General features: G+C 72.5%; 15 protein-coding genes and 1 pseudogene. 9 read left to right on the top strand and 7 right to left on the bottom strand.

Annotated features, from left to right (window positions below; all coding sequences use genetic code 11):
* Positions 1-14 precede the first annotated feature (14 nt).
* From O7622_RS27950 to O7622_RS27935, 4 genes and pseudogenes are all read left to right on the top strand, one after another.
* Positions 15-242, top strand: a pseudogene (locus O7622_RS27950) (sigma-70 family RNA polymerase sigma factor); the annotation flags it as partial.
* The gene (locus tag O7622_RS27945) at positions 239-1,318 is read left to right on the top strand and encodes a hypothetical protein (RefSeq protein WP_282311072.1); all 1,080 of its coding nucleotides are present in this window, start codon (positions 239-241) and stop codon (positions 1,316-1,318) included. The pseudogene O7622_RS27950 and the gene O7622_RS27945, both read left to right, overlap by 4 nt.
* 100 nt (positions 1,319-1,418) lie before the next feature.
* The gene (locus O7622_RS27940; protein ID WP_282311071.1) at positions 1,419-1,751 is read left to right on the top strand and encodes a hypothetical protein; all 333 of its coding nucleotides are present in this window, start codon (positions 1,419-1,421) and stop codon (positions 1,749-1,751) included.
* Positions 1,752-1,818: 67 nt separating this feature from the next.
* Complete coding sequence (locus O7622_RS27935; protein WP_282311070.1) at positions 1,819-2,628, top strand: alpha/beta hydrolase; 810 nt, start codon at positions 1,819-1,821, stop codon at positions 2,626-2,628.
* Between the two features lie 4 nt (positions 2,629-2,632).
* Here O7622_RS27935 and O7622_RS27930 read toward each other — a convergent pair whose 3' ends face one another.
* The 5 genes from O7622_RS27930 to mce all read right to left on the bottom strand — a co-directional run bounded on the left by O7622_RS27930 (position 2,633) and on the right by mce (position 9,949).
* The gene (locus O7622_RS27930) at positions 2,633-3,850 is read right to left on the bottom strand and encodes an AI-2E family transporter (RefSeq protein WP_282311069.1); all 1,218 of its coding nucleotides are present in this window, start codon (positions 3,848-3,850) and stop codon (positions 2,633-2,635) included.
* Between the two features lie 220 nt (positions 3,851-4,070).
* A complete protein-coding gene (locus O7622_RS27925; RefSeq protein WP_282311068.1) occupies positions 4,071-6,125 on the bottom strand; it encodes a hypothetical protein in 2,055 nt (684 codons plus the stop codon).
* A 171-nt stretch (positions 6,126-6,296) separates the two neighbouring features.
* Positions 6,297-7,547, bottom strand: a complete 1,251-nt coding sequence (locus tag O7622_RS27920) for a DivIVA domain-containing protein (RefSeq protein ID WP_282311067.1) — start codon at positions 7,545-7,547, stop codon at positions 6,297-6,299.
* 265 nt (positions 7,548-7,812) lie between these two features.
* Positions 7,813-9,168 carry a crotonyl-CoA carboxylase/reductase gene (gene ccrA, locus O7622_RS27915; RefSeq protein ID WP_282311066.1) on the bottom strand — a complete coding sequence of 452 codons (1,356 nt, stop codon included), beginning with the start codon at positions 9,166-9,168 and terminating at the stop codon, positions 7,813-7,815.
* A 316-nt stretch (positions 9,169-9,484) separates the two neighbouring features.
* On the bottom strand, positions 9,485-9,949 hold the full coding sequence (gene mce, locus O7622_RS27910) for a methylmalonyl-CoA epimerase (RefSeq protein WP_030271412.1): 465 nt from the start codon (positions 9,947-9,949) through the stop codon (positions 9,485-9,487).
* Between the two features lie 62 nt (positions 9,950-10,011).
* Between mce and O7622_RS27905 the strand changes: the two genes are divergently transcribed.
* The 3 genes from O7622_RS27905 to O7622_RS27895 all read left to right on the top strand — a co-directional run bounded on the left by O7622_RS27905 (position 10,012) and on the right by O7622_RS27895 (position 12,751).
* On the top strand, positions 10,012-11,205 hold the full coding sequence (locus O7622_RS27905; protein WP_282311065.1) for an acetyl-CoA C-acetyltransferase: 1,194 nt from the start codon (positions 10,012-10,014) through the stop codon (positions 11,203-11,205).
* 72 nt (positions 11,206-11,277) lie between these two features.
* Positions 11,278-12,213 carry a methylmalonyl Co-A mutase-associated GTPase MeaB gene (meaB, locus tag O7622_RS27900; protein ID WP_282314252.1) on the top strand — a complete coding sequence of 312 codons (936 nt, stop codon included), beginning with the start codon at positions 11,278-11,280 and terminating at the stop codon, positions 12,211-12,213.
* 130 nt (positions 12,214-12,343) lie between these two features.
* Positions 12,344-12,751 carry an Asp23/Gls24 family envelope stress response protein gene (locus tag O7622_RS27895; protein WP_282311064.1) on the top strand — a complete coding sequence of 136 codons (408 nt, stop codon included), beginning with the start codon at positions 12,344-12,346 and terminating at the stop codon, positions 12,749-12,751.
* 181 nt (positions 12,752-12,932) lie between these two features.
* On the opposite strand, the gene O7622_RS27890 is transcribed toward O7622_RS27895, so the two are convergent.
* Positions 12,933-14,261 (bottom strand): aspartate aminotransferase family protein, encoded by a 1,329-nt coding sequence (locus tag O7622_RS27890; RefSeq protein WP_282311063.1) that lies wholly within the window; start codon positions 14,259-14,261, stop codon positions 12,933-12,935.
* A gap of 20 nt (positions 14,262-14,281) precedes the next feature.
* Positions 14,282-15,772 (bottom strand): CoA-acylating methylmalonate-semialdehyde dehydrogenase, encoded by a 1,491-nt coding sequence (locus O7622_RS27885; RefSeq protein WP_282314251.1) that lies wholly within the window; start codon positions 15,770-15,772, stop codon positions 14,282-14,284.
* Between the two features lie 149 nt (positions 15,773-15,921).
* On the opposite strand from O7622_RS27885, the gene O7622_RS27880 reads away from it, so the two are divergent.
* Together O7622_RS27880 and O7622_RS27875 are read left to right on the top strand one after the other, a co-directional pair.
* Positions 15,922-17,565, top strand: a complete 1,644-nt coding sequence (locus O7622_RS27880; RefSeq protein ID WP_282311062.1) for a PucR family transcriptional regulator — start codon at positions 15,922-15,924, stop codon at positions 17,563-17,565.
* A gap of 286 nt (positions 17,566-17,851) precedes the next feature.
* Positions 17,852-19,540 (top strand): methylmalonyl-CoA mutase family protein, encoded by a 1,689-nt coding sequence (locus O7622_RS27875; protein ID WP_282311061.1) that lies wholly within the window; start codon positions 17,852-17,854, stop codon positions 19,538-19,540.
* Positions 19,541-19,588 lie beyond the last annotated feature (48 nt).

Genomic DNA, 19,588 nt, shown 5'->3' with positions numbered 1-19,588 from the left:
CCGGGCCCGGTGACCTCGGCGGCGAGGCGGCGGACCGGGACGAGATGTGGCGGCTGATCCGCGCCCTCCCGGACCGCCAGCGCGCCGTGCTGGTGCTGCGCTACTACGAGGACCTGGACGACGCCACGATCGCCCAGATCCTCGACTGCTCCCCGGTCACCGTCCGCACCCACGCGATGCGGGCGCTCGCCCACCTCCGGGAGCGCTGCGGCGTCCCGACGACGAAGGGGAGCCGGCCGTGACCGACCTCGACCAGCGGATCGCCTCGGTGCTGCGGGAGCACGCCGAGGGGGAGATCGACACCGGACGCCTGCTGCGTGGTTCGCGCACGCTCGGCCGGCGCCGGCGGGTACGCCGCCGGGTCACCGCCGGCACCGCGCTCGCCCTGGTCGGCGTGCTCGGTTTCGCCGGCGCGATACGCGCGGACGTGGGCGGGCTGGCCGGACGGATGCCCTGGACGGCCGCGACGCCGGCGACAGCGCCACCCCCGGTGCCGTCGCTAGCCGACGGGGTGCCCGCCGCGCGCGACCGCCCCGACCTGGTCGGCATCGATCCGCAGGTGCTGCACCTGGGCCTGGACAGCAGCCGGGCCCGCTATCTGGGCTGGTCCGTCCACAGCTCCAACCGGGTCGAGTCGATCCGGTTCAGCGTCGACGGCGGGCACCCGGTACTGCTCGATGTGAGCCCGGTGGCGAAGGCCCTCGACGACACCTCGATCGAGGGTTTCCCGGCGCAGGCCGTCAGCGGCCGGCTGACCTTCGACGGTGGCGTGCTGCGCGTCGCCGGTACGGACGGTCTGGTCAAGTCGTGGCAGCCCTTCCCCGGCCTCTACGCCCGGGCGGCGACGCTTCGCGGTGACGTGACCGCCCTGGACCGGGTGGCCGGACTGGTGCGCTGGGACGAGGCCCGGCGATGCGCCGGGCCGGTGCGGCTGACCACGCTGCCGGCCAACGCGGTGGTGACGGGATGCGCGGTGGACGTGGACACCTTCCCGAAGGGCGTCACGGTTCAGCTCACCGTCTTCCGGGAGCCCTCCTCGACCATGTGGATACGGCTGAATTACGGGGCGGAGATGGGGGAGGACACGGGCCGCCGCAGCAACCGCGACCTGGGTGGCCGCCCGGGCTTCCTCTATCCGGACGGCACCCGGCTGGAACTGCTCGGCCTGCCCGAGGGGCGGTTGACAGCCGACTTCGCCTGGCCCTTCTCCGGCGACCGGCCCGCGGGCCAGGTGGACTTCACCGAGGCCGACGCGGCGACGGTGCTCGTCGGGACAAAGGTGGCGAGAGACCTCACCCGTCCGCAGACCTGGCCCTGATCGGCCACCACGAGCAGATCTTGGTACGGAACGGCCCCGGGAAGGGCGTATCCGTACCAAGATCGCCCGACCCGGGTCCGGCCGGCGGACCGTACGCTTGGTGACCGTGAGCCCTCGTCGCAACCGCCCCCGCCGGGAGGAGAACCCCGGCCTGGACGCCGAGCGTGCCCGCCACGGCGTGCCGACCGTGCAGCAGTGGCGCGACGGCGACTGGCAGATACGCGCGATCAGCGGCGGGGCATCAGTCAAGACGTACCGCTGTCCCGGCTGCGACCAGGAGATCCGTCCCGGCGTGGCCCACCTGGTGGCCTGGCCGGCCGACGACCGGGGTGACCTGACCGACCGCCGGCACTGGCACTCCGGCTGCTGGCGGGCCCGGGACCGGCGCGGGCCCAACCTCCAGCGCGGCCGGGGCGCCCCGCGCCACGGCTGAGCGATCTGGATCACCCGGTTCCCGTCCCGCTGGGCGGCGGGCCCGCCGGCGCGGGAGACTGGCAGGCGTGAGCACTCCGATTCGCGCGTCGTCGATCCTGCCCGGTCGCCGGGAGGACATCGAGCTGCACACCGCCGACGGGCTGACGCTCGTCGGCGAGCTGGCCCGGCCGCTGGACCGCGAACCGGCCGCCACGCTCGTCTGCCTGCACCCGCTGCCCACACACGGCGGGATGATGGACAGCCACGTGTTCCGCAAGGCGGCCTGGCGGCTGCCCGCGCTGGCCGGCCTGGCCGTGCTCCGGTTCAACACCCGGGGGACCAGCAGCGTCCGCGGCACCAGCGAGGGAGCGTTCGACGGCGCGGTCGGCGAGAAGTTCGACGTGGCCGCCGCGATCGAGTACGCCGAGTTCCACGAGCTACCGGACATCTGGCTGGTCGGGTGGTCGTTCGGCACCGACCTGGCGCTGAAGTACGGCTGCGACCCGGCGGTGGACGGCGCGATCCTGCTCTCCCCGCCGCTGCGCTACTCCGCGCCGGAGGACCTGGAGGTCTGGGCTGAGACGGGCAAGCCGCTCACCGCCCTGGTCCCCGAGTTCGACGACTACCTGCGCCCGGAGGAGGCCCGGGAGCGTTTCGCCGCCGTGCCGCAGGCCGAGGTGGTGGGCGTGGACGGCGCCAAGCACCTCTGGGTCGGCGACGCGGAGAAGGTGCTGGACGAGATCGTCCGGCGGGTCGCCCCCGGCGTACCGCTGCCGCTGCCGACCACCTGGGACGGCCCGATGGAGACCGGCGACGCCAGCGCGTACGCCGACCGTACCGTCGCCGCGTTCGCGGACACCCCGGTTCCCGGCCCGGCCCAGCGGCGCGCCGAGTAACGGCTCAGCGGGCGTCCTGGCGGGGTAGCACCACCTCGCGCAGGATCAGCTGCAACGCGGCCACCGTCGGGATCGCGATGAGCGCGCCCACCACTCCCAGCAGCGCCACCCCGAGCAGCGCGGCGAGCAACGCCGCCACCTCGTTGACCGACACCGCCCGGCGCATGATCTTCGGGTAGATCAGGTAGTTCTCCACCTGCTGGTAGAGCACGAAGAACACCAGGCAGGCGATGCCCACCGGCAGGTCCGTGGCGAGCCCGACGAGCGTCACCACCACCGCGCCGAGCGTCGCGCCGATCTGCGGGATCAGGTCGGTCACCGCGACCACCACGGCGAGGGCGAACGGGTACGGCAGGCCGACCGCCAGAGCGAACACGAACGTCGTCACCCCGGCCAGCACCGCGATGGCGAGCGCGCCGACCATGTACGCGCCGACCCGGGTGAGGATCTCGTCACCGATCAGCCGGACCCGCTGCCGGCGCGAGCGCGGCACCATCGCGTACCCGAGTTCGCGCAGCTTGTCGAAGTACGCCAGGAAGTAGATCGTCAGCACCAGCACCGTGAGAAGGCGGAAGATCGTCCCGAAGATCAGTTGCGCCCCGCCGAGCACGCCGCCGAGCGCCCGCCCGATCGTGTCCGCGTTCGCCGCCGCCTGGACCCGCTCCATCACGTCGTACCGGATCACCAGGTCGTTGACTGTGGGATTGCGGCGCAGCTCCTCGACGTAGCCGGGTAGCTGCTGGATGAACTGACCCGACTGGGTCACCACCGGCGGCACCAGCGCCAGCAGGCCGGCGACGATCAGCAGCAGCAGGGTGAGCGTCACCACCGCCACCGCCAGCCCGCGCGGCAGGCCCCACCTGCGCAGCCGGACCACCGCCGGGTGCAGACCGACCGCGAGGAACAGCGCGATCACCACCAGCACCAGGATGCCGGCGGCGTTGCGGATGCCCAGGAACAGCGCGTACGCGAGCAGCACGCCGAGCGCGCCGGTGAACCCGATCAGGAAGGCGCTGCGCCGCAGCGGCCGCCCCGGTACGCCGAAACGCCCGCTCGGCTCGAACTCACCCGGCTCGACGTCGGCGGGCCGCTCGCCGCCCGTGTCCGTGCCGGCTCGTGGGTTGCCGGCGGTGCTGGCGGCGTCGCGCCCGGGTTCCGCCTCGCCGGCGGGGTTCACGGCCGCCGCCTTGTCATCCGGGGCGGCGGAGCCCTCCTGCGACACCCGTGCCTCCCGGCTTCCGCGCTGCCCGGCTCGCTCGCCGGTGCCGTCCACGGCCGACGCGCGGCCCTCTGCCCGCAGGGTAGTCGCCGCCGTCCGCCCCGACCATCCCACCACCACTTCCCGCCGGGCCGTCGTGGCGCTGGGCCCGCCAGTTCGGGGAAGTGATGTGGTCCGGATGGGACGGATGCCACCACCTCCCCGATCCGGCGCGGCGGGTGGATCAGTCCTTGTCGACCGTCACCGTGCTGGGCTTGGCGCTGCGCTCGTCGGTGGTCGGCTTGGTCGGGCGCTTGCCGTTCTCACCGGTGCTGGTGATCTTCGTGGGGGTGGCGCCCCGGCCGCCCTCGCCCGGTACGGCGGCCACAGTGGGCTCCCCCTCGACGCCCGCACCGGCGGGGGAGTCCATCGTGGTCACCGGTTCGCCGACCGGCTTCGCCCTGCCCGCCTCGGCCGGCTCGCCGTCGCCCCTCGCCGGTCCGGCCCCGTCGGGGGTCGTCGTGGCGGTGCCCCTCGCTGCCACCGGCGCACCGCTGCCGACCGGGGCGTCGGCGGGCTCGCCGCCGTCGTCGGTGGCCCGGCCGGAGGCGGCAGGCAGGTCGTCCGGATCGACCGGGGAGGCCGCGATCCCGGCCGAGTCGGCGTCGCGCCGCAGGTCGGTGAGCCGGCGCTGCAGGTCGTCGGACTCCTGTCGCGACTTCCACGTCTCGGTACGCAGGTCGGCCAGCTCCTGCTGGGCCTTGGCGATCTCCAGCATCACCCCGGCGAGCTGCTGCCGGCCGGCGGCCACCTCCTGCTGGGTGGCGGCCAGGTGCTGCTGCGTGGTGGCGAGGTGCTGCTGGGTCGTGGCCGCGTACTCCTCGAACTGGCGGCGCGAGGCCGCGACGTGCTCGTCGGCCTTGCGGCGCTGCGCGCCGGCGTCCGCCTCGGCGCGGCGCAGCAGCTCGGCGGCCTCCAGCTCGGCCTGCTGCCGCATGCTCAGCGCGTCGGCCTCGGCGGCCTGCCGGACGCCGGCGGCGGTGCGCTCGATCTCGTCGCGCCGCGTGGTGTACGCCTGCTCCAGCTCCTCCTGCCGCTTGGCGTGCTGTTTGTCCAGCTCGTCGCGGCGCTTGGCGAACTCCTGCTCGGCGGCGGCCCGGCGCTGGGCCAGCTCCTTCTCCGCGCCGTCCCGCCGCTCCGTGACCTCCTTCTCCACCCCGGCCCGCCACGCGCCCAGCTCCTGCTGGGTCTGCGCGCGGGCCTGCTGCACGTACGCCTCGGTCTCGGTGCGCATGCGCTGCACGTACGCCTCGACCTCGGCGCGGTTGCGCTTGCCGGCCTCGGCGGCCTCCGTGGTGAGCCGGTTGGCCTCGCCGCGGGCCCGGCCGCGGGTGGCCTTGGCGGCCTCCTCCGCGTCGTCCACGATCTTCTTGGCCTCGGCCAGCGCCTTGGCGTGCGTGGCCCGGCCGGCCTCGGCGGCGGCGTCGGTGAGCCGCTTGGCCTCCTGCTGGCCCTTGGCGTGCACCTCCTTGGCCGCCTCGCGGAGCTGGTTCGCCTCCTGCTGGGCCTTGGCCAGCGCCTCCTTGGCCGCCTCGCGCAGCCGCGCGGCCTCCTGCTGGGCCCGGGAGTGGATCTCCTTGGCGGTGTCGCGGAGCTGGGTGGCCTCCTGCTGGGCCTTCGCCAGCGCGTCCTGGGCGGTCCGGCGCAGCTTCTCGGCCTCGTCCTGGGCGGCCGTGCGCAGTTTCGTCGACTCGTCCTGCGCGTCCTTGCGCAGCTTCGCCGACTCGTCCTTGGCGGCCTTCAGGGTGGCCTCGGCCTCGGCCTTGCGGGCGGCGGTGTGCCGCTCCTCCTCGGTCCGGCGGGCGGCCAGCGCGATCTCGAAGTCCTTGAGCGCCTGGGCGGCCTGCTCCCGGGCCTCCTCGACGATGTGTTCGGCGGCGGCGCGGCGGGCCTCGATCTCCTCGTTGGCGGCGGCCAGGATCTCGTCTGCCTGCTCCTCGGCCATGGTGAGGATCTGCTCGACACGCGGACCCAGGTGCCGGAACGAGGCCCGGTCCACCACCGCCGCCTGCTTGCGCACCTGGGCCAGGTCGCGCTGGAGCACCTCGACCTGACCGGCCAGCTTGTGGATCTGGGTGTACGCCTGTTCCCGCTCGGTGGTCAACGCCGCGATCTCGTGCTCCGCGCGAGCGACGTAGCGGTCGACCTGCCGTTTCTCGTATCCCCGCAGGGCGGACTCGAAGCTGGGCTCCGTCGTCACGTCCCCGCCGAGCGCGAACAGTTCCTCGCCGTGCGACATGCCCCCATCCTCACACGCATCCGGCTCTGCTGGGGCGATACGGACGCCCCTTCTGGGAGCTACTTCACCCTCCTGGCGAAACGGGCCGCACAACCATGACGGCGCGGGGCGACACCGGTCACCCGGCGTCACCCCGCGCCGTGGCTCATGCCCCCGACAACGGGTGTCCGATCAGCCGGCCGACTCGGCCGTCACCTTCTGCCCGGCGGCGTCGCCCTTCGGCGCCTCGGTCTTGCCACCGGCCGGCACGCCCGGCACGATGCCGGCCAGGCCGGACAGCATCTGCCCGAGCTGCGAGGTGACAGCGTCCTTCTGACGGGTCAGGTCCTCGACCTCGCGCCGGGCCGCCTGCGTGGTCAGCTCGGCCTCGGTGCGGGCCTCGTTGAGCACCCGCTGCGCCTCGGCGCGCGCTTCGTTGAGCGTCTTGTCGGCCAGCGCCTTGGCCTTGTCGACGGTCTCGTTGGCGGTGCGCTCGGACTCGACCCGCCGGGCCTCGGCCCGCTGCTCGATCTCCTTGGCCCGCTCCTGCGCGGCGCGGGCGCGCTGCTCGGCCTCGTTCACCAGCTTCTGGGTCTGCGCGACCTGGGCGGCGTGCCGCTCCGACTCCTCGCGCTCGGCCTTCTCCCGCCGCTCGGCGAGCTGCAGCTCCAGGGCCTGCAGGTCCTTGTCGCGCTTGTCGCGTGCGTCGGTGAGCAGCTTGGTCGCCTCGGCCCGCTTCTCCTCGGCCTCGCGGGCGGCCTTGGCGCGCTGCTGGGTGATCTCCCGCTCGGCGGTGGCACGCAGCGTCGCGACCTCGCGCTCGACAGTCGACTTCAGCTCGGCCACCTCGTGCGCGGTGACAGTACGCAGCTGCTTGGTCTCCCGGTCGGCGTCGGCGCGCAGCGTGTCGGCCTCGCGGCGGGCCTGCACGCGGACCTCGGCGGCCTCGCGCTCGGCGGCGGTACGGACACTGCCGGCCTCGCGCTCGGCGGTCGCCTTCATGGCGGCGGCCTCGGCGCGGGCCTTGTCGGTGATCTCACGCGCCTCGAGGCGGGCGGCGGAGAGGATGCCCTCCGACTCGCGCTTGGCCTCGTTGCGGTGGTCGTTGGCCTGCTCCTCGGCCAGCCGCAGGATCTGCTCGACGCGAGTGCCCAGGCCGGACAGGGTCGGCCGGTTGTTCTCCTCGAGCTGCTTGTTGGTCTCGGTGAGCTTCTGCTCCAGCGCGCTCTGGCGCTGCTCGGCCTGCCGCAGCCGGCGCTGAGCGTCGTTCATCCGCTGCTCGGCCTCGGCGCGGGCCTGCTCGGACTGGCTCAGGGCGGCGCTGAGGCGGCCGATGAAGTCGTCGACCTGGTTGGTGTTGTAGCCACGCAGGCCAACGGTGAAATCGGGCTGTGAGTTCGCGTTATCGAAGAACGCAAGAGGGGAGGACTGCTGCTGGGGCATTGGGACATACTGGCAGACGCCCCAGGGTGGTTCGCAAGAGCGGGTGGGCACCTTTCGCGTCCTGTTTACATGGTCAACTCGGTCGGCCGGTGAGACCGGACCAATTGGCGATCTTGGCAGCTCCCGGGCGGGTGGGGCGGGTCGGGCTTCTGCGGGGAAGGCGGGCGCGAAAAAGGCCGCGGGTGGGTACCCGCGGCCCTTTGTGCGTACGCCGGTCGAATGGTGCCCGGCTCGGCCGGAAAGGCAATCCGGTGCGACCGTACGGTCAGTGACCGCGGAACCGGTTGATGGCGCTTTCGTGGCGTGAGCGCATCTCGGTGTCCCGGACGCCGAGCCCGTCGGCGGGGGCGAGGCAGCGCACGCCGACCTTGCCCTGGTGAGCGTTGCGGTGCACCTCGAACGCGGCCTGGCCGGTCTGCTCCAGCGCGTACGTCTTCGACACGGTCGGGTGCACCTTGCCCAGCGCGACCAGCCGGTTGGCCTGCCACGCCTCGTGGTAGTTGGCGAAGTGGCTGCCGACGATGCGCTTGAGGTGCATCCACAGGTAGCGGTTGTCGTACTGGTGGTTGAAGCCGCTGGTGGAGGCGCAGGTGACGATCGTGCCGCCCTTCTTGGCGACGTAGACGCTGGCGCCGAACGTCTCCCGGCCCGGGTGCTCGAAGACGATGTCCGGGTCCTCGCCGCCGGTCAGCTCGCGGATGCGCTCACCGAAGCGGCGCCACTCGTCCTGGTCCTGGGTCTGCTCGTCGGACCAGAACTTGAACCCCTCGGCGGTGCGGTCGATGACCAGCTCGGCGCCCATCTTGCGGCACAGCTCGGCCTTCTCCGGCGAGGAGACCACGCAGACCGGGATCGCGCCGCCGTTGAGCGCCATCTGGGTGGCGTACCCGCCGAGGCCGCCGGAGGCGCCCCAGATCAGCACCACGTCGCCCTGCTTCATGTTCGCGCCGTGGTGCGAGACGAGCTGCCGGTAGGCGGTAGAGTTGACCAGCCCCGGGCTGGCCGCCTCCTCCCAGCTCAGGTGGCGCGGCTTCGGCATCAGCTGGTTGGCCTTGACCACGGCCAGCTCGGCCAGGCCGCCGAAGTTGGTCTCGAAGCCCCAGATCCGCTGCTGCGGGTCGAGCATCGTGTCGTCGTGGCCGGCGGAGTCCTCCAGCTCGACCGAGAGGCAGTGCGCGACCACCTCGTCGCCGGCCTTCCACCTGGTGACGCCCGGGCCGGTACGCAGCACCACGCCCGCGGCGTCCGAGCCGACCACGTGGTACGGCAGGTCGTGGCGGCGGGTCAGGTCGGAGAGCCGGCCGTAGCGCTGGAGGAACTTGAAGGTGGGCAGCGGCTCGAAGATGCTCGTCCACACCGTGTTGTAGTTGATCGCGCTGGCCATCACCGCGACGAGCGCCTCACCCGGGCCCAGCTCGGGGGTGGGCACCTCCTGCACGTGCAGCGCCTTGCGCGGGTCCTTGTCGCGGGTGGCCATGCCCTCGAACATGCGGGTGTCCTCGGCACGCACCACAACGCCCCGGTAGCTCTCCGGCACGGGCAGACCGGCGAGGCCGGCGAGCTCCCGCTCCGGCTGCGACGAACCCTCCGCCGCCATGATCGCTTCGAGGATGTCCTGCACGGTGACCTCCCGTTAGTCCGCACCCGCACAACGCGGGCAGGGGTGCTGCCATCGTCGGCGCCGGTGCGACGGGACCGCCATGTCGGCAATCGACACTTCCGGCGCCGGTCGCGTTCCTGTTCGGGCGGACGTTACTGAACGGTAGCTAAAGCGGGAAGCCCTCTGTGAAAAACTGCATCCACCGATGCGTGGAGGTGTCCGTGGGGACGTGCAAGCACGCACTGCCGCGCGCGTTCCCACGTGTCGCGCGTTCCCACGTGTTAGGAAGGGCCCCTTCTTAACAGACGTCTGTTAAGAAGGGGCCCTTCCTTGCGTCTCAGGCGGGCTGGACCAGCTCGATCAGCACGCCGCCGGCGTCCTTCGGGTGCACGAAGTTGACCCGGGAGTCCGACGTGCCGCGCCGGGGTGCGTCGTAGAGCAGCCGTACGCCGCGCTCGCGCAGCGCCGCGCAGGCCACGTCGATGTCGGCCACCGTGTACGCCACCTGCTGGATGCCGGGACCGCGCTTGTCCAGGAACTTGCCGATCGTGGTGTCCGGCGAGAGCGGGGCGAGCAGCTGCACCATGCCGCCGGAGGCGTCCGGCCCGACCGCGAGCATCGCCTCACGTACGCCCTGCTCGGCGTTGGTCTCGGTGTGCACGCAGCGCATCCCGAACGTGCGCTGGTAGAAGTCGATCGCGGCGTCCAGGTCGGCCACGGCGATCCCGACGTGGTCGATGCGGCGCAGGCCGATGTCTGTGACAAACTCGGCAGCGGGCTCGACGGGGGAGTTCTCAGCCATGACGCTAGTCTGACCGAACAATCGTTAAGGCGTACAGTTCGGCACCCCCTCGGAGGCAGGCAATGGCTTCGGTGATCGTCAGCGGCGCGCGGACCCCCATGGGGCGCCTGCTGGGCAACCTCAAGGACCTTCCCGCGACCAGGCTCGGTGGCATCGCGATCAAGGCGGCCCTGGAGCGCGCCGGCGTCGCGCCCGAGCAGGTCCAGTACGTGATCATGGGCCAGGTGCTCCAGGCCGGCGCCGGGCAGATCCCGGCCCGGCAGGCGGCCGTCGAGGCCGGCATCCCGATGTCCACCCCGGCGCTGACCATCAACAAGGTCTGCCTCTCCGGGCTGGACGCGATCGCGCTCGCCGACCAGCTCATCCGGGCCGGTGAGTTCGACGTCGTGGTGGCCGGCGGCATGGAGTCCATGACCAACGCCCCGCACCTGCTGCTCGGGCAGCGCTCCGGCTACAAGTACGGCGACGTGACCGTCAAGGACCACATGGCCCTCGACGGCCTCACCGACGCCTGGGACTGCTGCTCGATGGGTGAGTCCACCGAGCGCCACGGCGCGAGGCACGGCATCACCCGCGAGGAGCAGGACGCGTTCTCCGCGGCCAGTCACCAGCGCGCCGCCGCCGCGCAGAAGAACGGCCACTTCGGCGACGAGATCACCCCCGTGATCATCCCGCAGCGCAAGGGCGACCCGCTGGTGATCAGCGAGGACGAGGGCATCCGCCCGGACACCACAGCCGAGTCGCTCGGCAAGCTGCGTCCCGCGTTCACCAAGGACGGCACCATCACCGCCGGCAGCTCCTCGCCGATCTCCGACGGCGCCGCCGCCGTGGTCGTGATGAGCAAGGCCAAGGCCAAGGAACTGGGCCTGACCTGGCTGGCCGAGATCGGCGCCCACGGCAACGTGGCCGGCCCGGACAACTCCCTGCACTCGCAGCCCTCGAACGCGATCAACCACGCCCTGAAGAAGGGTGGCCTGAGCATCGAGGACCTCGACCTCATCGAGATCAACGAGGCGTTCGCGGCGGTGGGCATCCAGTCCACCCGTGACCTCGGCATCAGCCCCGACAAGGTCAACGTCAACGGCGGCGCGATCGCGCTCGGCCACCCGATCGGCATGTCCGGCGCCCGCCTCGTCCTCACGCTCGCGATGGAGCTGAAGCGGCGCGGCGGCGGCACCGGCGCGGCCGCGCTCTGCGGCGGTGGCGGGCAGGGCGACGCGCTGATCATCCACGTACCGAACGGCGCCGAGAGCTGATCACCTGTGAACAACGCGAGTAACGCCCCGGCGGCGGCCACCGGCCCGGTGCGCCGCAGCCGGGACGTACCCATGCTGGTCGAACGGGCCCGCGCGGGCGACCCCCGCGCGGTGGCCCGCCTGATCACCCTGGTCGAGTCCGGCGACGAGGTGTTGCCGCAGGTGGCCGCGGCGCTCGCGCCGTACGCCGGGCACGCCCAGGTGGTCGGCCTGACCGGCTCGCCCGGCGTGGGCAAGTCGACCACCACGAACGAGCTGGTCCGGGCGCTGCGGGCGCGCGGTCACCGGGTCGGCGTGCTGGCCATCGACCCGTCCAGCCCGTTCACCGGCGGTGCGATCCTCGGTGACCGGGTCCGGATGCAGGACCACGCGACCGACCCGGGCGTCTACATCCGCTCGATGTCCAGCCGGGGCCACCTGGGCGGGCTCTCCGCGGCGACGCCGCAGGCGGTGCGGGTGCTGGAGGGCGCCGGCTGCGACGTGGTGCTCGTCGAGACCGTCGGTGTCGGGCAGGCCGAGGTGGAGGTGGCGTCGCTGGCCGACACCACGCTCGTGCTGCTCGCGCCGGGCATGGGCGACGCGATCCAGGCGGTGAAGGCCGGCATCCTGGAGATCGCCGACGTCTTCGTGGTCAACAAGGCCGACCGGGACGGCGCGGACGCCACCGTCCGCGACATCCAGGGCATGATCGCGCTCGGCGAGCGCGGCCCGGGGGAGTGGCGTCCGCAGGTGGTGCGCTCGATCGCCGCCCGCGCCGAGGGCATCGACGACATCGCCGCCGCGATCGACAAGCACCGCGACTGGCTGGAGCGCCACGGCGAGCTGCGCCGCCGCCGGGAGACGCGGGCCGCCGCCGAGATCGAGGCCATCGCGCTGGGCGCGCTGCGCGCCCGGATCGGGTCACTGCGCGACGGTACGCAGCTCGCCACGCTCGCGGCGAAGGTGGCCGAGGGCGCCGTCGACCCGTACGCGGCGGCCGACGAGTTGCTGGCCCAGCTCGGCTCCTGACCCGCCCTCCCCGGTGCGTTGATCTTGCGGTTGCGGCCCCGGGAACGCCTGCTTCGCGGCTTCTGTCGGGGCCGCAACTCCATGCTCGACGGTCGATGTACGCTCCCCGGGACGAGGGAGGGCGGGACGCGTGGAGCATGACGCTACTCAGGAGCTGCCGGCGACGCCTGGCGTGGTGGCGGGCGGGAGCACTTCGGTCTCGGACGAAGTGGTCGAGAAGATCGCGGTGGCCGCCGCGAAGTCGGTGCCCGGGGTGGCCGAACTGGGCGGCGACATCGCCCGCTTCTTCAACGCCGTGCTGGACCGGGTCGGGCTGGATCAGGTCGGGGACGCGCGGCGCGGCTGCTCGGCGCACGTCACCGACGGGTCCGCAGTGGTCAACCTGGTCCTCGTGATCGACGCCGGGCACCCGGTGCCGCAGGTGACGAACGAGGTGCGGGCCGCCGTGGCGTCCGCGATCGAGGCGTACGGGCTGCGGGCCGCCGAGATCAATATCCGGGTCGACGACGTGGCGATCGGTTCCCCGCCCTCCGCCTGAAGAACCGTAGATCTTGGTACGAGAGCGCCCGCCAAGGGGCCCTTTCGTACCAAGATCTCTTGGAGCGCGGCCCAGGCGCCCGCCGGCTGCTCTGGTGACCCGCCCGGCCTGCGCACTCGTCGTGCACGGCGGGAACTGACATGCGCCGGGGTGAACCCGGCGGGCGGTGGTGGGCAGTGGCTCAGACCGTGTGGCGGTCGGCGAGAGTCAGCGCCTCGTCGAGGATCGCCAGGCCCGCCTTGGCCTCCGTCTCCGACACTGTGCACGGCGGCACCACGTGGATCCGGTTGAAGTTCGCGAACGCGACCAGGCCGCCGCGCTTGCACGCGGCCAGCACCTCGTTCATCTCCGGCGACGACGACCCGTACGGCGCCAGCGGCTCCTTCGTCTCGCGGTCGCGTACCAGTTCCAGCGCCCAGAACACGCCGAGCCCGCGTACGTCACCGACGCTCGGGTGCCGGTCGGCGAGTTCGCGCAGCCCCGGGCCCAGCACGTCGGCGCCGATCGTGGCGGCGTTCTCGACGATCCGCTCGTCCCGCATCACGTTGATGGTCGCGACGGCGGCGGCGGTGGCCAGCGGGTGACCGGAGTAGGTCAGGCCGCCGGGGTAGGCGCGGGTGGCGAACGTCTCGGCGACGTGCTCGGCGATCACCACACCGCCGAGCGGGACGTATCCGGAGTTCACGCCCTTGGCGAAGGTGATCAGGTCGGGCGTCACGCCGTAGTGGTCCAGCGCGAACCAGGCGCCGGTACGCCCGAAGCCCGCCATCACCTCGTCCGCGAGGTAGAGGATGCCGTGCCTGTCGCACAGCTCCCGTACGCCCGCGAGGAAGCCCGGCGGCGGAGGCATGATGCCGGCGGTGCCCGGCACCGTCTCCAGCACGATCGCGGCGATGGTCGACGGGCCCTCCATCTCCACCACGCGTTCGAGGTGGCGCAGCGCGAGCGTGCACTCCTCCTCCTCGGTCGTGGCGCCGAACTCCGACCGGTACCGAAACGGGCCGAAGAAGTGCACCACCCCGGCGGTGCCGTTGTCGCTGGGCCAGCGGCGCGGGTCGCCGGTGAGGTTCACCGCGGTCTGGGTGCCGCCGTGGTAGCTGCGGTACTGCGACAGCACCTTCGGCCGGCCGGTGTGCAGCCGGGCCATCCGGACGGCGTGCTCGATCGCGTCCGCGCCGCCGTTGGTGAAGAACACCTTGTCCAGGCCGGCCGGGGTCAACTCGGTGATCAACCGGGCCGCCTCGCCGCGAACGTCGTTGGCGTAGGACGGCGCGATCGTGCACAGGCGGGCCGCCTGCTCCTGGATCGCCGCGACCACCACCGGGTGCTGGTGGCCGATGTTGGTGTTGACGAGCTGCGACGAGAAGTCCAGGTAGCGGTTCCCGTCGCCGTCCCAGAAGTACGAGCCCTCGGCGCGCTCGACCACCATCGGGTCGAGCAGCGACTGGGCGGACCAGGAGTGGAAGACGTGCGCGCGGTCGAGTTCGTAGGTGCGTGCGCTGCTGCTCATCGACGTTCTCTCTCCGCTGCTCAGACGTTCTCGGGGAAGCCGAGGTCGATGCCGCCGTGGCTGGGGTCGAGCCACCGGGAGGTGACGACCTTGCCGCGGGTGAAGAAGTGCACGCCCTCGGCGCCGTGGGCGTGCGAGTCGCCGAAGAGGCTGTCCTTCCAGCCGCCGAAGGAGTAGTAGGCCATCGGCACCGGGATCGGCACGTTGACCCCGACCATGCCGGCCTCGACCTCGTTCTGGTAGCGGCGGGCCGCGCCGCCGTCGTTGGTGAAGATGGCCGTCCCGTTGCCGTACCGGTTGGCGTTCACCAGCGCGAGCGCCTCGTCGTAGCTGCCGACGCGCACCACTGAGAGCACCGGCCCGAAGATCTCGTCGGTGTAGACGCTCATCTCCGGCGACACCCGGTCCAGCAGGCTCGGCCCGAGCCAGAACCCCGACTCGTCCCCGTCGACCCGCACGTCGCGGCCGTCCACCACCAGTTCGGCGCCGGCCTCGACACCCGCGTCGAGGTACGACGCGACGCGGTCGCGGTGCTCCTTCGTGACCAGCGGACCCATGTCGCAGGAGCGCCGCCCGTCACCCACCTTCAGGGTGGCGACGCGCTCCCGGATCCGGGCCACCAGGTCGTCGGCGACGGGCTCGACGACCACCAGGGCCGAGATCGCCATGCACCGCTCGCCGGCCGAGCCGAACCCGGCGTTCACAGCCGCGTCGGCGGCCAGGTCGAGGTCGGCGTCCGGCAGCACCACCATGTGGTTCTTCGCGCCGCCGAGGGCCTGGACGCGCTTGCCGTTGCGGGTGCCGGTCTCGTACACGTACCGGGCGATCGGCGTGGAGCCGACGAACGACACCGCCCTGACCTGGGGGTGCTTCAGCAGCCGGTCCACCGCGACCTTGTCGCCGTGCACCACGTTGAACACGCCCGCGGGCAGGCCGGCCCGCTCCCAGAGCCGGGCCACGAGCAGCGACGCGGACGGGTCCTTCTCGCTGGGCTTGAGCACGACCGTGTTGCCCGCCGCGATGGCGATGGGCACGAACCACATCGGGACCATCACCGGGAAGTTGAACGGCGAGATGACGGCGCAGACGCCGACCGGCTGCCGGATCGAGTAGACGTCCACGTTCGTGGACACGCCCTCGGAGTAGCCGCCCTTGAGCAGATGCGGGATGCCGCAGGCGAACTCGACGACCTCCAGGCCGCGGGTGACCTCGCCGAGGGCGTCCGAGACGACCTTGCCGTGCTCGGCCGTGATCAGCTCGGCCAGCTCCTGCTTGTGCTGGTCGACCAGCTCCCGGAACGCGAACAGCACCTGGGTGCGCCTGGTCAGCGACGAGGTCCGCCAGGAGGTGAACGCGGCGGCGGCGGACGCGACGGCCCGGTCCACCTCGTCGACCGAGGCCAGCGGCACCTCCGTCCGGATCGCGCCCAGCGCCGGATCGTAGACTGGGGCCGTACGCTCGGTGACGCCGGCGAACGGCTTGCCGTCGATCCAGTGGGTCACCCGCTCCAGCGGGACGGGAGCGGGGTCGGTGCCGGGCGCTGTCTGGGTCATGCCCGGGATCATCTGCGCTTCCCCAGGTCCGGGCAACGGGCACTGTGTCGTTCCCGTCCGCGGGAAGCGCACATACTGTGCGCCGGAGGAGAGGGGGAGGCGCTCCGATGCCGATGACCGTCCGTGACGTGCTCGAACTGCCGGCGCTGCAGCAGGCCGGGCCGCACGTCCTGGCGGGCCGGGACCGGCTGGACGCGCCGGTGCGCTGGGTGCACGTCGCCGAGATCCCCGAGATCGCCGACCTGCTCCGCGGTGGCGAGCTGGTCCTGACCACAGGCATCGGCCTGCCCCCCGACGACGGCGGGCTGCGCCGGTGGATCGACGGCCTGGCCGCCGTCGGGGTGGCGGGTGTGGTGGTCGAGCTGGGCCGCCGGTTCGGCGGCACGCTGCCGGCCGGGCTGGTCGAGCACGCCCGCAGCCGGAACCTGCCCCTCATCGCGCTGCGGCGCGAGATGCGGTTCGTCGCGGTGACCGAGGTCGTCCACTCGGTGATCGTCGAGGAGCAGACGGCCGACCTGCTCGCGAAGGACGAGATCCACCGCATCTTCACCGAGCTGTCGGTGGAGGGCGCCGAGCCCCGGCAGGTGCTCCGGGAGGTCACCCGCCTGTCCCGGCGTCCCGCAGTGCTGGAGAACCTCGCCCACCAGGTGCTGGCGTACGAGACCGGCCCGCTGACCGCCGAGGAACTGCTCGACCGCTGGGAGACCCGCTCGCGTGCGGTCGAGGTCCCGTCCGGCACCGGCTACGAGCCGCGATCGGGCTGGCTCGTGACGAGCGTCGAGGCGCGGGGCAACCGGTGGGGGCGGCTCGTGCTGCTGTGCGACCAGGCGCCGCCGGCCCGGACCCGGGTGCTGCTGGAACGCGCCGCGTCCACCATCGCGCTGAACCAGCTCGTCGCCCGGGACTCGTCGTCGGTCGAGCGGCAGGCCCGCAGCAGTCTGCTGCTGAGCATCGTCAACCACTCCGCGCCCACCCGGGACGTGGCGTTGCGGGCGCGCGGGCTCGGTGTCGTACTGGACCAGCGACTGCTGCTCGGCGTCGCGGTCCGGCGGCGCCGGGCGGCCCCGGCCGGCGGCGTCGAGGGGAACGCGCGCCGGCGGGAACTGCTCGACGCGGTGGAGACGGCGGTACGCGAGTGCGGGCTCGCCGCGCTCGCCGGCGACGTGGACGAGGCGGCAGGCGGCACCGGCGTCACCCTCCTCGTCGCGCTCGACGAGACCGGCTCCGACGCGGCCGCGCTGGGGAGCCTGTCCGCCGCGCTCACCCGGGCGGGCCACCGGGCCGGCGCGGACGTCGTGGTCGCCGCCGGATCGGTGGTCCGGACGCTCGACCTGGCCCGGCGCTCACTGGTCGAGGCGGCGCAGGTGGCCGACGCGACAGTGCACACCGCCGAGCCGCGCCCGTTCTACCGGCTGTACGACGTCCGCCTCCGGGGCCTGCTGTACCTGCTGCGCGACGACGTGCGCCTCCAGACGTTCGTCGAGCGCGAGCTGGGCCCGCTGCTCTCCTACGACCAGCGCCACGGCACGAACCACGTCGCGCTGCTGGAGACGTACCTCGTGGAGGGGCGCAACAAGCGGCGCGCGGCGGACGCGATTTCGCTGTCGCGATCAGCGCTCTACCAGCGGCTGGAGCTGATCGAGCGGGTGCTCGGCGTCGACCTGGATTCGAGCGAGCGGCGCCTGTCGCTGCACGTGGCGCTCACCGCCCGGGACGTCATGCGCGCCGGTGGCCCGGAGCCCCCCGGCTGACGGTCACCCGTGGGTGCCGGGGGTGCACTCGACGATCCTCACCGCGGATCGGTCGGGGCACCGCACGTACTGGACGTGTGAGACGGCGACCCGGCGGGAGCCGGGAGGCCGCGCCGGGCAGCGGTCCGCGACGTGCGGCAGCGCCCTGACCTGCGGACCGACGGTGACGGGTCGTCCCGGCGGGCCGGTCGCCGGGTTACCGGCCGGTACGCGAGCCCTTAAGGATCGTTCAGGATCTCGCTCTACACTCGGACTCGGGACGACGACTTGAGAAGGAGCTCCGCGCATGGACGCTGACGAGATCGCCGCCGGTCGGGCCCGCTGGCAGGCCCGCTACGACGCCGCCCGCAAGCGCGACGCGGACTTCACCACGCTGTCCGGAATGCCGGTCGAGCCGGTGTACGGCCCGCCGGAGGACACCGCGTACCCCGGGTTCGAGCGGATCGGCTGGCCGGGCGAGTTCCCGTACACCAGGGGTCTGTATCCGACCGGCTACCGCGGGCGGACCTGGACCATCAGGCAGTTCGCCGGATTCGGCAACGCCCGGCAGACCAACGAGCGCTACAAGATGATCCTCGGCGCGGGCGGCGGCGGTCTCTCCGTCGCCTTCGACATGCCGACGCTGATGGGCCGCGACTCGGATGACCCGCAGTCCCTCGGCGAGGTCGGCCACTGTGGCGTCGCCGTGGACTCGGCGGCCGACATGGAGGTACTGTTCGACGGCATCGACCTCGCCGGTGTGACCACCTCGATGACCATCTCCGGTCCGGCCGTGCCGGTCTTCTGCATGTACCTGGTCGCCGCTGAACGGCAGGGCGCCGATCTGTCCACGCTGGACGGGACACTCCAGACGGACATCTTCAAGGAGTACATCGCGCAGAAGGAGTGGCTGTTCGACCCCGAGCCGCACCTGCGCCTCATCGGTGACCTGATGGAGTACTGCGCCCGGGAGATCCCGCGGTACAAGCCGCTGTCCGTCTCCGGCTACCACATCCGCGAGGCCGGCTCGACCGCCGCGCAGGAGCTGGCGTACACGCTGGCCGACGGGTTCGGGTACGTCGAGCTGGGCCTCTCGCGCGGCCTGGACGTGAACACGTTCGCCCCCGGCCTGAGCTTCTTCTTCGACTCCCATGTGGACTTCTTCGAGGAGATCGCCAAGTTCCGCGCCGCCCGCCGGATCTGGGCCCGCTGGCTGCGCGACGTGTACGGCGCCACCAGCGAGAAGGCGCAGTGGCTGCGGTTCCACACGCAGACCGCCGGGGTGTCGCTGACCGCGCAGCAGCCGGTGAACAACGTGGTGCGTACCGCCGTCGAGGCCCTGGCCGCTGTGCTCGGCGGCACCAACTCGCTGCACACCAACGCCCTCGACGAGACGCTCGCCCTGCCCACCGACGAGTCGGCCGAGATCGCCCTGCGTACCCAGCAGGTGCTGATGGAGGAGACCGGGGTGACGAACGTGGCCGACCCGCTCGGCGGCTCCTGGTACGTCGAGGCGCTCACCGACCGGATCGAGGCCGAGGCGGAGGAGATCTTCGCCCGGATCAGGCAGCTCGGCGGCGAGGGTCCGCACACCATCGGCCCGATGACCTCCGGCATCCTGCGCGGCATCGAGGACGGCTGGTTCACCGGGCACATCGCCGAGTCGGCATTCGTCTACCAGCAGGCGCTGGAGAAGGGCGACAAGAGGATCGTCGGCGTCAACTGCCACACCGGCACCGTCGCCAAGGACCTGGAGATCCTGCGCATCTCGCACGAGGTGGAGCTGGAGCAGCGCCGGGTGCTGACCGAGCGCAAGTCGGCCCGCGACGACGCCGCCGTCACCGCCGCCGTCAAGCGGATGGTCGAGGTCTCCCGGACCGGCGAGAACATGATTCCCGCCATGCTCGACGCGGTCCGCGCCGAGGCCACCCTCGGCGAGATCTGCGACGCCCTCCGCGCCGAGTGGGGCATCTACCGCGAACCGGCCCGCTTCTAACCCGCGCGCTCTCTCCCCCGCCCCGCTCTCACCCCGGCGATCTTGCAC

This window comes from Micromonospora sp. WMMD1076, from assembly GCF_029581475.1.
GTDB classification, from domain to species: domain Bacteria; phylum Actinomycetota; class Actinomycetes; order Mycobacteriales; family Micromonosporaceae; genus Micromonospora; species Micromonospora aurantiaca.
Note: the sequence above shows the minus strand (reverse complement) of the source record. Positions and strands in the feature narration are given on the sequence as shown.

Excerpts from the sequence above, each read along its gene's own strand:
- O7622_RS27925 (WP_282311068.1), bottom strand. The coding sequence starts at position 6,125 with ATGTCGCACGGCGAGGAACTGTTCGCGCTCGGCGGGGACGTGACGACG.
- O7622_RS27920 (WP_282311067.1), bottom strand. The coding sequence starts at position 7,547 with ATGCCCCAGCAGCAGTCCTCCCCTCTTGCGTTCTTCGATAACGCGAAC.
- mce (WP_030271412.1), bottom strand. The coding sequence starts at position 9,949 with ATGGCTGAGAACTCCCCCGTCGAGCCCGCTGCCGAGTTTGTCACAGAC.
- O7622_RS27905 (WP_282311065.1), top strand. The coding sequence starts at position 10,012 with ATGGCTTCGGTGATCGTCAGCGGCGCGCGGACCCCCATGGGGCGCCTG.
- meaB (WP_282314252.1), top strand. The coding sequence starts at position 11,278 with ATGCTGGTCGAACGGGCCCGCGCGGGCGACCCCCGCGCGGTGGCCCGC.
- O7622_RS27890 (WP_282311063.1), bottom strand. The coding sequence starts at position 14,261 with ATGAGCAGCAGCGCACGCACCTACGAACTCGACCGCGCGCACGTCTTC.
- O7622_RS27880 (WP_282311062.1), top strand. The coding sequence starts at position 15,922 with ATGCCGATGACCGTCCGTGACGTGCTCGAACTGCCGGCGCTGCAGCAG.
- O7622_RS27875 (WP_282311061.1), top strand. The coding sequence starts at position 17,852 with ATGGACGCTGACGAGATCGCCGCCGGTCGGGCCCGCTGGCAGGCCCGC.